Consider the following 12,314-nt stretch of genomic DNA (forward strand, 5'->3'; position numbering starts at 1 on the left):
CTTGAGCCTACGGGCGTCAGGGGTTCAGGCGTCCGCGCGCGGCGGCGCTCAGATCATCGCGATGCGCGACTCGGGGAAACGCAGGGCGAACGTGCTGCCCTGTCCCAGCTCGCTGGCGATTTCCAGCTCGGCGTCGTGCCGCATGGCGATGTGCTTGGTGATCGCCAGTCCCAGCCCAGTGCCCCCCGATTCGCGCGAGCGGCTGCGGTCCACGCGGTAGAAGCGCTCGGTCAGGCGCGGCAGGTGGTGCGAGGCGATGCCGATGCCGGTGTCCTTGACGGAATAGCGGGCATCGCCGTCGGGTTCGCGCCGCCACCGCACCGTGATGTGGCCGCCTTCGGGTGTGTAGCGCACGGCATTGATCAGCAGGTTGGAGATGGCCGACGAGATTTCCGTGCCGGTGCCCAGGATGTCCAGGCCGCCATCGATCTCGCCGGCGATTTCGTGGCGGCCGCCGGACAGGGCGCGGGCCTGGCTCAGGGCTGTCTCGATCAGGGCAGGCATGTTCACCGGCTGCGGGTCGGTGGTGGGAGACGATTCCAGGGTGGACAGGGTCAGCAGGTCGGCCACGATGGCCTGCATGCGCTGCGCCTGGTCCAGCATCAGCTTCAGGTACTGTTCGCGCTGTTCGTCGCTCAGCGCCTCCGTCGGCAGGTCGCGCAGCGTTTCCAGGAAGCCCGACAGCACCGTGAGCGGCGTGCGCAGTTCGTGCGAGACGTTGGCGACGAAGTCGCGGCGGGTGGTCTCCAGCCGCTCGATCTGCGTCACGTCGCGCGTCAGCAGCATGCGCTGGTGCTTGTTGTACGAGATGAGCTGCACCATCAGCAGGCGCTCGCCGCCGCCGGGGCTGCGTACCAGCCGTGGCGCGGGCCAGTCCTCCTGGCGTGCGTAGGTCACGAAATCGGGGGCCCGCACCAGGTTCAGCAGGTTCTGGCCGCGGTCGGCCGGCAGGCGCAGGCCCAGGTGCTGGCGCGCGATGCGGTTGCACCAGTCGATGTGGAATTCCTTGTCCAGGGTGACCAGCCCGTCGGGCAGCGCCTGGGCGGCGGCGAAGAAGCCCTGCACGTTCCCTTCCAGCATCGCGAGCTGGCGTTCCTGGTTGCGCAGGTGCCGGTAGATGCGGGCCAGGGCCTCGTCCCATGAGCCGGCCGAGGGCGGCGGCGGCCGCTGCAGGTCGGTGGTCCAGCGCGTGACGCGCGAGAGTTGCCAGATATGCCAGACCAGCAACGTACCCAGGCCGAAACTGAAGACGGCCCAGCCGAAGCTGCCCGTGATCGGCCGTGTAAGGGCCGCCAGGCCGGCCCACAAGAGGACGACGATGAGGTTGCGTATCCAGACCATGGAGCGAATTGTCGCATTGCCCGGAGCCCGGACCCTGCCGTCTTTTATGGTTTTTTGTGAATTTTCCAGGGCACGGCGGATCCGGCTCCGCCGGTCCGCCCGTGCCGCCCCCTGGGGGGCGCGCGTCAGCGCGTAGGGGGGTCAGACTACAGGATGAGCGGTGAACCGGTAGCCGCTGCCGCGCACGGTCTCCACGTGGCCGTCGTGCTTGCTGGGCTCCAGGGCCTTGCGCAGGCGCCGGATGTGCACGTCGACCGTGCGCTCCTCGACGAAGACGTGGTCGCCCCACACCTGGTCCAGCAGTTGCGAACGCGAGAATACGCGCTCGGGGTGGGTCATGAAAAAATGCAGCAGCCGGAATTCGGTGGGGCCGATGTTCAGGGTCATGCCGTTGCCATTGAGCCGGTGGGTGACCGGATCCAGCCGCAGCCCGGCGACGTCGATCAGGTCGTCGGTGAGCTGGGGCGCGCGGCGCCGCAGGACGGCCTTGATGCGGGCCATCAGCTCCTTGGGCGAGAACGGCTTGGTGATGTAATCATCGGCGCCGGCCTCCAGGCCGTCGACCTTGTCCTGCTCGGCGCCCTTGGCGGTGAGCATGATGATGGGAACGGCCTTGGTGCGCTCCTCGGTCCGCAGCTTGCGGGCCAGCGCCACGCCCGAGGTGCCGGGCAGCATCCAGTCGAGCAGGATCAGGTCGGGGAGTTCCGCCCGGATCAAGGTCTGGGCCTGTTCGGCATCGGCCGCGCGCAGGACCTTGTGGCCCGCGAAGGACAGGTTGACCGACACCAGTTCCTGGATGGCCGGTTCGTCTTCGACGACTAGAATAGTGCTGGACATGGGTATGCCGGATGGGTTGCTGAAGCATGTCCATAGTATGGCGGTATTGTTTCAGGTATGTGACATGAACCGGCCCCCGGGCGGCGCGCCGGCACGGCGGCGGCGTCCATCGGCTACCATGGAGTCCTGACGCGAGAACAACATGGCCGGCCTGGACAAGAATACCCCCCTTCCCACCAATATCGTCGTGCATCGGCAGTCCAGGACACTGGAGGTCGCCTTCGACGACGGCAGCAACTTCCGCCTGCCTTTCGAGCTGTTGCGTGTCTACAGTCCCTCGGCCGAGGTCCGGGGCCACGGACCGGGCCAGGAGACGCTGCAGGTAGGCAAGCGCGACGTGGATCTGGTCTCGCTGGAACCGGTGGGCAACTACGGGGTCCAGCCGACGTTCTCCGATGGTCATTCGACCGGAATCTACTCCTGGGACATCCTTCACGCGCTGGGCCGCGACCAGGACCGCCTGTGGGCGGATTATCTAGCCGCGCTGGAAGCGGCGGGCGCCTCGCGGGATCCGGAGCCCCGGGACGGGATGGCAACAACCGAAGTACGCCGTGAAGGTAAGCAATGAGCGATAAGCAGCACTCCCCCGAGCCGACCGGCGGCACGCCGTCGCCGGGTACGACCCATTTCGGTTTCCAGCAGGTGGCCGAGACCGACAAGGCGCGCAAGGTGGCCGAGGTCTTCCACTCGGTGGCCGCGCGCTACGACGTCATGAACGATCTGATGTCCGGCGGCCTGCACCGCGCCTGGAAGGTCTTCACCGTGGCCCGCGCCGGCGTGCGTCCGGGCATGAAGGTGCTGGACATCGCGGGCGGCACCGGCGACCTGGCCAAGGCCTTCGCCCGGCGTGCCGGACCCACCGGCGAGGTCTGGCTGACCGACATCAACGATTCCATGCTGCGGGTGGGGCGGGACCGGATGCTGGACGCGGGGCTGATGATGCCCACCGCCGTCTGCGACGCCGAGAAGCTGCCGTTCCCGGACGGCTATTTCGATCGCGTTTCGGTGGCGTTCGGGTTGCGCAACATGACCCACAAGGACCGGGCCCTGGCCGAGATGACGCGGGTGCTGCGGCCGGGCGGCAAGCTGCTGGTGCTGGAATTCTCCCGGGTCGCCAAGCCGCTGCGGGCGGCCTACGACTGGTATTCGTTCAATATCCTGCCCTGGCTGGGGCGCAAGGTGGCCCAGGACGAGGCCAGCTACCGCTATCTGGCCGAATCCATACGCATGCACCCGGACCAGGCCACCCTGGCCGGCATGCTGGAACAGGCGGGCCTGGCGCGTGTCCAGTATTTCAATTTGACCGCCGGGGTGGTCGCCCTGCACGAGGGCGTGCGGCTGTAGCGCCTCTGTTTCAAATTCCTTCGAAAATCCGGGGCGTCCCGACTGGCGATTTGCGCCATAGTCCGTTAAATTTCAGCTAATTGTCAGGAAAGGCTGCTACGACCGCCCGTCTGCGGGGGCGGCGCGGCGCCGGGCATCCCCACCTGGCAGCAATGGCGCCCGCGTTGTCCCGGCAGACCCGGCATCGGGGCCGGCAGCGCGGCGCCACGACATTGATTACAGGAGAATCCACACAATGTCCCGACGTTTTTTTTCCAGGTTCATCCCGGCTCTGGTCATCGCCGTATCGACCGTAGCCATGTTGGGCGTCTCGCATGACGCCCTGGCCAAGCGCCTGGGCGGGGGCGGCAGCATGGGCCGCCAGTCCAGCAACGTGACGCAGCGGCAGGCCATGCCGCCCGCGCGCACGCCCCAGCAGAACCAGCAGGCCGCGCCGTCGGCGGCGCCCGCCGCCGCCGGGGCCGCCGCGGGCGCCACCGCCGCGCGCAGCGGCATGTCGCGCTGGCTGGGCCCCATCGCCGGCATCGCCGCCGGCCTGGGCCTGGCGGCCCTGCTGTCGCATTTCGGCCTGGGCGGGGCCGCGGCCGAGTTCATCGGCAGCATGCTGCTCATCGCGCTGGCGATCTTCGCCGTGCTGTTCATCGTCCGTCGCCTGCGCGGCGGCGGCCAGCAGCCGGCGCTCCAGGGCGCGGGCAACAGCCGCTTCCAGCAACCGCGCAACGAGCCGCCCGCCACCATGGCGCGCGCATCGGCGGCGCCGGTGTCCGCCGCTCCGGCGGCCGTACCCGCCGCCTCCGCGGCTGCCGCGGCTGCCGCGGGCGCTGCTCCCACCGGCGAGTGGGGCATCCCCAGCGATTTCGACACCGCGAATTTCCTCAGCCATGCGAAGAACAACTTCGTGCAATTGCAAGGCGTCTGGGACCGCGGCGACGTGAACGAGCTGCGTGACCGGGTCACCGACGACCTGCTGGCCGAACTCAGCCAGCAGATCGGCCAGCGCCAGGGCCAGAACGTGACCGAGGTGGTGCTGCTGAACGCCGAGCTGCTCGGCATCGAGACCGTCTCCGACGGCCACCTCGCCAGTGTCCGCTTCTCCGGCATGCTGCGCGAGGCGCCGGGCACGGAAGCCTTCCGATTCGAGGAAATCTGGAACCTGTTCAAGCCGAACGATGGCGGCTGGCTGCTGGCTGGCGTGCAGCAGATCCCGGTACAGGAGCACAACCGGTAACGCCCTGGCGCGCCACCCGGTAAACTTGCGGGGTCGAACCCCGTGGAACGCCCGTCCCCGGACGGGCGTTTTTCATTGCCGGGCCGCCCCAGGATGAAAACGCCCCCTGGTGGGGGGCCGCGCCGCCGCGAAGCGGCAAGCCAGGGGGCGTTTTTCGTTGGCAGGCCGGATTGCCGGCCGGTTTTCCTGACAGGTTTGTCTTCCATCCTATGTCCGTGTCCCTGCCGTACCCTTCCGCCGCCGCCATCCGGGCGCTCGACACGCTGCTGGTGCGCGAGCCCTGGGCCCGCGAGCGGCTGCGCCAGCATGCCGGCAAGACTGCCTGCCTGGCCGCCGGCTCCCTGCGCATGGCGCTGACGATCACTCCGCATGGCCTGGTCGAGGCCGCCGCCGCCGAAGCCGTGCCCGACGTGACCCTGACCGTGGATGGCGGCAGGTTGCCGGAACTGCTGTCGGGCGACGCCGCCCGCCGGATGGCGGCGGTGCGCATCGAGGGCGACGCGGCGCTGGCCCACGTGCTGGGAGACCTGGCGCGGGATCTGCGCTGGGACGTGGAGGAGGACCTGGCCGGGATCGTCGGGGACATCCCCGCGGCCCGCCTGGTCCGCACGGCCCGGGGGGTGGCGGGCGGGCTGCGCGCCGGCGCCTGGCGGCTGGCCGAGAACGTGGCGGAGTACCTGACCGAGGAAAGCGGGGCCGTCGCGTCCGCGCATGCCCTGCAAGCCTGGGGGAGCGAGGTGCGGCGCCTGCGCGACGATGCCGAGCGCGCGGGCAAGCGGGTGGAGCACCTGCGCGACAGGCTGGCCCGGTTCGAAGCCCGTCCGGGCGCGGAGGGCTAGGACATGTTCACCTTCCTGCGCCTGATCCGCATCATGTTCGTCAGCTTTCGCTACGGCCTGGACGAACTCGTGATTTCCGGCATCCGGCATCCCTGGACCGAGCGCCTGCTGGTCGTGATGCGGCTGGGCCGCAAGCTGCACGCGCCGCGCGGCGAGCGGCTGCGCCTCGCGCTGGAGACGCTCGGCCCCATCTTCGTCAAGTTCGGCCAGGTGTTGTCGACGCGGCGCGACCTGATCCCGGCGGACATCGCCGACGAACTGGCGCGCCTGCAGGACCGCGTGCCGCCGTTCCCTTCCGAAGTGGCCATCGCCAGCATCAGGAAGGAGCTGGGCCGGCATCCGGACGTGTTGTTTGCGAGTTTCGAGCGCGAGCCGGTGGCCTCGGCCTCGATCGCGCAGGTGCATTTCGCGGTGCTCAAGGACGGCCGGGAGGTGGCCGTGAAGGTCCTGCGGCCCAACATGGCGCCGGTGATCGACAAGGACCTGCGGCTGCTGCGGGCGGCGGCGACGCTGATCGAGAAGATCTCGGCCGACGGACGGCGCCTGAAGCCGCGCGAGGTGGTGGCCGAGTTCGACAAATACCTGCACGACGAACTCGACCTGCTGCGCGAGGCGGCCAACTGCAGCCAGTTGCGCCGCAACTTCGCACCCGACGGGCCGCGCGGCGACCTGCTGATCGTGCCGGAAGTGATGTGGGACTATTGCTCGTCGTCCATCTTCACGATGGAGCGCATGCGCGGCATTCCCGTCAATCACACCGCGCGGCTGGTCGAGGCCGGCGTGGACCTGAAGAAGCTGGCAAGGGACGGCGTGGAGATCTGCTTCACCCAGATGTTCGCGGACGGCTTCTTCCACGCGGACATGCACCCGGGCAACATCTACGTGTCGGACGATCCGCGCACGCTGGGGCGCTACATCGCGCTTGATTTCGGCATCGTCGGCTCGCTGTCCGAGTTCGACAAGAACTACCTGGCGCAGAACTTCCTGGCGTTCTTCCGGCGCGACTATCGCCAGGTCGCGCGCCTGCACATCGAGTCCGGCTGGGTGCCGCCCGGCACGCGCGAGGAAGAACTGGAAGGCGCGATCCGGGCCTGCTGCGAGCCTTATTTCGACCGGCCCCTGGCCGAGATCTCGCTGGGGCAGGTGCTGCTGCGCCTGTTCCAGACCTCGCGCCGCTTCAACGTCGAGATCCAGCCGCAACTGGTGCTGCTGCAGAAGACGCTGCTCAACGTCGAAGGGCTGGGGCGCGAGCTGGACCCGTCGCTGGACCTGTGGAAGACGGCCAAGCCTTACCTGGAACGCTGGATGAACGAGCGCGTCGGCTGGGCGGCGCTGCGCAACAACCTGCGGCGCGAATCGCAGCAGTGGGCGCAGATGCTGCCTGAGTTGCCGCGCCTGGTGCATCATCAACTGGCCCGGCCGGACCGTTCCGCCGACACGCTGGCCGAATTGCAGCGCCTGCGGGCCGCCCAGCAGCAGACCAATCGCCTGATGGCGGTGATCGCCGGCGTGCTGGCGGTGGGCGTGGCCGTGGCGCTGTGGGCGGTCGTCCGCTAGGGTTGTTCCTGGCTCCGGATTTTCCGAAGGCTGGATCCGCGTAATCCGCATTTCCAGCCGGCGCGGCTTGCGGCAGCATGGCGCCATGGACTCTCTGCTCTCGATGTATTCCGTGGCCAGTTGGCCCCTGATTCTTCTTATCCTCGGCACCTTCTTCGTGGCCGGCGCCGTCAAGGGCGTCATCGGCCTGGGGCTGCCCACCGTCGCCATGGGGCTGCTGGGCCTGGCCATGGTTCCGGCGCAGGCCGCGGCGCTGCTCGTGGTGCCGTCCATGGTGACCAACGTCTGGCAACTGGCCGCCGGCGGGCGGTTCCTGCATCTGGCGAAACGCCTGTGGCCCCTGCTGGCGGGGGTCGTGGCGGGGACCTGGCTGACGGCGGCGCTGGCCGGCACGGGATCGCAGCCCTGGGCGGTCCGGGCGCTGGGCGTGGCCCTGGTGTTGTACGCGGCCTTCGGCCTGACGGCTGTCCAACTGCGCGTGCCGCCCGGCGCCGAACGCAGGCTGGGGGCGTTGGCCGGCCTGGCGACGGGCGCGGTGACGGCTGCCACGGGCGTGTTCGTGATCCCCGCCGTGCCCTATCTGCAGGCGCTGGGCCTGGCCAGGGACGAACTGGTGCAGGCGCTGGGGATGGCCTTCACGGTCTCGACGCTGGCGCTGGCCGTGGCGCTGGCCCGGGGCGGCGCCCTGGGCTACCAACAGATGGCCGCGTCCCTGGTGGCCCTGGTGCCGGCCATGGCGGGCATGTGGGCGGGCCAGCATCTGCGCCGCCGCATCAGCCCCGCGGCGTTCCGCCGGGGGTTTTTCGCGGGGCTCGGCCTGTTGGGCCTGTATCTCTGTTTCTGACCGCCTGCGGAAGCGTTCCGGGCCCCACCGTGGTGCGGGCCCGGCGCCCCTGCCCGCACATCAATGGACCTGTTCCGGCGGCCCTGGAAAGCCCTCGCCCGCTGTGCGATACTCGCGCGGTTTTGGCTTTTTTCCCCGGGTGGGCTCGGCATCATGGTGTTCTGGTTCGTCTTGCTCTACCTGCTGGTTTCCATCTGCATAGGCGTGGTCGCCGCCCGCCGGGTGTCGAACTCGACTGACTATGCGGTGGCCGGCCGGTCGCTGCCCCTGTTCATCGTGGTTGCCACGACCTTCGCCACCTGGTTCGGCTCCGAGGCCGTGCTGGGCGTGTCGGCCGTGTTCGTGCGGGAAGGGTTGGGGGGCGTGGTCGAGGATCCGTTCGGCGCGTCGATGTGCCTGGTGCTGGTGGGCGTGTTCTTCGCCGCGCGGCTCTACCGGCACAACCTGCTGACGCTGGGCGACTACTACCGCGAACGCTACGGCCCCATCGTCGAGGTCATCATGAGCCTGGCGATCATCATCTCGTACCTGGGGTGGGTGGCCGCGCAGGTCAAGGCGTTGGGACTGGTGTTCCACATGCTCGATCCGGGGGTGTTCTCGCAGACCCATGGCATGATCATCGGCACGCTGATCGTGATGACCTATACGTTGTTCGGCGGCATGTGGTCGGTCGCGCTGACCGATTTCTTCCAGATGATCGTGATCGTGGCCGGGCTCTTCACCATCGCCTATTTCGCCACCGACCTCGCCGGCGGCGTGGGCGTGATCGTGCACGAGGCGACCAGCCGCGACCTGCTCAATTTCCTGCCGCCCGCCACGACCCACGATGTGTTGTTCTTCTTCGCCGCGCTGGTCACGATGATGCTGGGCTCGATCCCCCAGCAGGACGTCTACCAGCGCGTGATGTCGTCCAAGGACGTGGACACGGCCCGGCGCGGTCCGGTCATCGGCGGGCTGCTCTACCTGGTGTTCGCCTGCATCCCCATGTACATCGGCGTGGCCGCTTTCAGCGTGATGCCCGAGACGGTCGGGTCGCTCATGCAGGAGGATCCACAGAAGATCCTGCCCACCTTCATTCTCCAGCGCATGCCCACGGTGGCGCAGGTATTCTTCTTCGGCGCGCTGCTGTCGGCCATCATGTCGACCGCCTCGGCCACGCTGCTGGCGCCGTCCACCACCTTCGCCGAGAACATCCTGCGCCATTTCCTGCCGGGCATGTCGGACAAGCATTTCCTGCGCGCGATGCGCGTCTCCGTGGTGCTGTTCGGACTGTGCGTGCTGACGTTCGCGCTGAACACGTCCGACAGCATCTACGAGATGGTGGCGGGCGCCTATATCGTCACGCTGGTCGGGGCTTTCGTGCCGCTGCTGATGGGTTTGTACTGGCGGCGCGCGACCACCCAGGGCGCGCTGCTGTCGTCGGTGATGGGGGTGGCGGCCTGGTTGCTGGTCAGGGCTTTTGCCGCGGAAGATTTTCCGCCACAATTGGCGGGACTGCTGGCGGGTTTCGTCGGCATCTGGGCCGGCAGCCTGCTTCCCCAAGTCGTGCGGTCGCGCGTCCGGCCCGCGCTGCATCCGGTCCTGTAAACGCCTGTTACAGGCGCGTCCTGCGCCACGCCCGGCCGGATCCGGAGGGAATGTGTCACGCGGGGGTAAGACTCCCGCTATATCCTTCGCCGACTTCCGGCGACTTGGAACGCCCAAGCTGCCGGCTTCCATACAAGGGCCCATCATGCTGTACCCGGAACTATTCAAATCCCTGGAGTCCGTGCGCTGGGACATGGGAAAGGACGTGCCGTGGGATCAGTTCGACGCCAGTCTGCTGACCGACGAGCAGGCGCATACGATCAAGATGAACGCGATCACCGAGTGGTCGGCGCTGCCGGCCACCGAGATGTTCCTGCGCGACAACCGCGGGGACAGCGACTTCAGCGCCTTCATGTCGATCTGGTTCTATGAAGAGCAGAAGCATTCGCTGGTGCTGCAGGAATATCTGCGGCGCTTCCGTCCCGACATGCTGCCGACCGAGGACGAACTGCACCATGTGCGTTTCGAGTTCGACACCGCGCCTGCCCTCGAAACCCTGACGCTGCATTTCTGCGGCGAAATCCGGCTCAACCATTGGTACCGCCGCGCCGCGCAGTGGCACAGCGAGCCGGTCATCAAGGCCATCTACAAACTCATCGCGCAGGACGAGGCCCGCCATGCCGGGGCCTACCTGCGCTACATGAGGCGGGCGCTGACCGAGCGGGGCAAGGAGCTGGCCGACCAGGCGCGGGCCGCCTTTGCCAAGATAGGCGTGTTGATGGCGTCGGCCAAGCGCACCTCGCAGGCGCTGCACCCGACCAACCTGCACGTCAACAAGAGCCTGTTTCCCAATGACACCGTGCAATCCCGGCTGCCCGAGCCGGGCTGGCTCGACCGCTGGCTGGACGACCAGATCCAGTTCGACCGGGAGTGGGAGGGCAAGGTGGCCGACCGCATCCTGCACAACATGTCGACCCTGCTGGGCCGCAGCTTCGCGACCGTGCAGGACCTCAACCGCTACCGCAAGGAACTGGCCGCCGGTTGAGGCCCGCCGGGCCAGGGTTGTCGACCAGCCCGCCAGAGCCATGTCCCGGCAAAGCCGCCAGCGCAAACTGAACCGGCCGCCCGCCCGGTAGGGCGGCGGCCGGAGAAAGGCTGCCGGGGCGGGGCCCCGGCAGGGGCGCCAGGCGGTCAGCCGAGCTGCACGGGCACGAAGATCTTGGCGTCGCCACGCTGCACGAGCAGCGCCACGTTCTTGCCCGATTTCGCGACCAGCGAGCGTACCTGTTCGACACTCTGCACCGGGACGCCGTTCAGCGACAGCAGCAGGTCCCCGGGTTCGATGCCGGCCTGTTCGGCCGGACCGCCCACCTGCTCGACCACCAGTCCACCGCTGCCGCCCACGGCCATCTGTTCCTGCGGGGTCAGCGGACGCAGCGCCAGGCCCAGCCGGCCGTGCGCGGCGCCGCCGCGCGTATCGGCGCTGGCCGTGGCTTCGGCCTTGGCGCTGCCCAGCTTGGCGACGATGTCGTGCGGCGAGCCATTGCGCCATACCTCCAGCTTGACCTCCTGTCCCGGCGTGGCCAGGCTGATCACCGCGGGCAGGTCGCCCGAGGCCACCACGGGCTTGCCGTCGATCTTGCGGATGATGTCGCCGGACTTCAGGCCGGCCTTGTCCGCGGGGCTGTTCTTTTCCACGCTGGCGACCAGCGCGCCGGTGGGGGAGTCCAGCTTGAACGAGTCGGCCAGCGCCTGGTTGACCTCCTGGATGGTGACGCCCAGGCGGGCGTGGTGAACCTCGCCATGCGCGACGATCTGGTCCTTGACCTTGGCCGCCACGTCGATCGGGATGGCGAACGACAGGCCTTGATAGCCGCCGGTCTGGCTGTAGATCTGCGAGTTGATGCCGACCACTTCGCCGCGCGAGTTGAACAGCGGCCCGCCCGAGTTGCCCGGGTTGACGGCGGCATCGGTCTGGATGAACGGCACCGAGCCGTCGTTGGGCAGCGAGCGGCCCTTGGCGCTGACCACGCCCGCCGTCACCGTGTTCTCCAGGCCGTAGGGCGAGCCGATGGCCAGCACCCATTCGCCTACGCGCAGGTCGTTGGGATTGCCCACGACCACCACCGGCAGGTTGCGGGCGTCGATCTTCAGCACGGCGACGTCGGTCTGCGGATCCGAACCCAGCACCTTGGCGCGGAATTCGCGCCGGTCGGTCAGCTTGACGGTGACTTCCTTGGCGTCCTTCACCACGTGGGCGTTGGTCAGGATGATGCCGTCGGAACTGACGATGAAGCCGGAGCCCTGGCCGCGCATCGGCACGCTATGCGTGCCGCCGCCACCCCCGCCGGGATAGCCGGGGAAGCCGCGGAAGAACTGGGCGAACGGATCGCCTTCGTCGTCAGAGACCTTGGTGGTGCCGGTCACGCTGATGTTGACCACGGCCGGGCCGTAGCGCTGCGTGATCTGCGAGAAATCGGGAGGTGTCACCGAGCCCACGGGCGCGGCCGCCAGCGTGCTTGCGGCGGAGACCGGCACGGCTTGCGTGGTGGAGGCGCGCTGGAACGCGGTGGCGCCGGCGGCGCCGAACACGCCGGCGGCAACCAGCACCACGGCCAGGTGCGAAGCGGAGAATTTGCGGGTGTTCATGGTGGGCTCCTGTGCCAGGTGATGAGACATGGCGTCATGGTGGAGCGGTTGTCTTAAATGGAACTTAAGACCCCCCCCCTACGCGCTGACGCGCGCCCCCCAGGGGGCGAAACCGGCGGACCGGCAAAGCCGGATCCGCGGTTTCCTG

The 12,314-nt window shown here is 68.4% G+C and carries 11 protein-coding genes; 8 read left to right on the plus strand and 3 right to left on the minus strand.

Going from position 1 to position 12,314, the window contains the following annotated elements; all coding sequences use genetic code 11:
- Nucleotides 1–48 precede the first annotated feature (48 nt).
- Together phoR and phoB are read right to left on the minus strand one after the other, a co-directional pair.
- Complete coding sequence (phoR, locus tag AC1Q6E_RS26235) at nucleotides 49–1,341, minus strand: phosphate regulon sensor histidine kinase PhoR (protein WP_152793775.1); 1,293 nt, start codon at nucleotides 1,339–1,341, stop codon at nucleotides 49–51.
- A 141-nt stretch (nucleotides 1,342–1,482) separates the two neighbouring features.
- Nucleotides 1,483–2,178 (minus strand): phosphate regulon transcriptional regulator PhoB, encoded by a 696-nt coding sequence (gene phoB, locus AC1Q6E_RS26240; protein WP_152793774.1) that lies wholly within the window; start codon nucleotides 2,176–2,178, stop codon nucleotides 1,483–1,485.
- Nucleotides 2,179–2,320: 142 nt separating this feature from the next.
- Between phoB and AC1Q6E_RS26245 the strand changes: the two genes are divergently transcribed.
- The 8 genes from AC1Q6E_RS26245 (at nucleotide 2,321) to AC1Q6E_RS26280 (ending at nucleotide 10,562) form a co-directional block, all read left to right on the plus strand.
- Nucleotides 2,321–2,746, plus strand: a complete 426-nt coding sequence (locus AC1Q6E_RS26245; protein WP_152793773.1) for a gamma-butyrobetaine hydroxylase family protein — start codon at nucleotides 2,321–2,323, stop codon at nucleotides 2,744–2,746.
- Complete coding sequence (ubiE, locus tag AC1Q6E_RS26250; RefSeq protein WP_152793772.1) at nucleotides 2,743–3,522, plus strand: bifunctional demethylmenaquinone methyltransferase/2-methoxy-6-polyprenyl-1,4-benzoquinol methylase UbiE; 780 nt, start codon at nucleotides 2,743–2,745, stop codon at nucleotides 3,520–3,522. Before AC1Q6E_RS26245 ends, ubiE begins: the two co-directional genes overlap by 4 nt.
- A gap of 235 nt (nucleotides 3,523–3,757) precedes the next feature.
- Complete coding sequence (locus tag AC1Q6E_RS26255) at nucleotides 3,758–4,750, plus strand: Tim44 domain-containing protein (RefSeq protein WP_492573827.1); 993 nt, start codon at nucleotides 3,758–3,760, stop codon at nucleotides 4,748–4,750.
- A gap of 209 nt (nucleotides 4,751–4,959) precedes the next feature.
- Nucleotides 4,960–5,589, plus strand: a complete 630-nt coding sequence (locus tag AC1Q6E_RS26260; RefSeq protein ID WP_152793770.1) for a ubiquinone biosynthesis accessory factor UbiJ — start codon at nucleotides 4,960–4,962, stop codon at nucleotides 5,587–5,589.
- Nucleotides 5,590–5,592: 3 nt separating this feature from the next.
- Nucleotides 5,593–7,146 (plus strand): ubiquinone biosynthesis regulatory protein kinase UbiB, encoded by a 1,554-nt coding sequence (ubiB, locus tag AC1Q6E_RS26265; protein ID WP_152793769.1) that lies wholly within the window; start codon nucleotides 5,593–5,595, stop codon nucleotides 7,144–7,146.
- Between the two features lie 103 nt (nucleotides 7,147–7,249).
- Nucleotides 7,250–7,990 (plus strand): sulfite exporter TauE/SafE family protein, encoded by a 741-nt coding sequence (locus AC1Q6E_RS26270; RefSeq protein ID WP_492573835.1) that lies wholly within the window; start codon nucleotides 7,250–7,252, stop codon nucleotides 7,988–7,990.
- Between the two features lie 153 nt (nucleotides 7,991–8,143).
- The gene (locus AC1Q6E_RS26275) at nucleotides 8,144–9,577 is read left to right on the plus strand and encodes a high affinity choline transporter 1 (RefSeq protein WP_492573828.1); all 1,434 of its coding nucleotides are present in this window, start codon (nucleotides 8,144–8,146) and stop codon (nucleotides 9,575–9,577) included.
- Nucleotides 9,578–9,722: 145 nt separating this feature from the next.
- Nucleotides 9,723–10,562 carry a ferritin family protein gene (locus AC1Q6E_RS26280; protein WP_152793766.1) on the plus strand — a complete coding sequence of 280 codons (840 nt, stop codon included), beginning with the start codon at nucleotides 9,723–9,725 and terminating at the stop codon, nucleotides 10,560–10,562.
- 146 nt (nucleotides 10,563–10,708) lie between these two features.
- On the opposite strand, the gene AC1Q6E_RS26285 is transcribed toward AC1Q6E_RS26280, so the two are convergent.
- Nucleotides 10,709–12,166 (minus strand): DegQ family serine endoprotease, encoded by a 1,458-nt coding sequence (locus AC1Q6E_RS26285; protein WP_492573829.1) that lies wholly within the window; start codon nucleotides 12,164–12,166, stop codon nucleotides 10,709–10,711.
- Between the last annotated feature and the right edge of the window lie 148 nt (nucleotides 12,167–12,314).

It is taken from the genome of Pigmentiphaga sp. MLSB6-MA01, assembly GCF_058793475.1.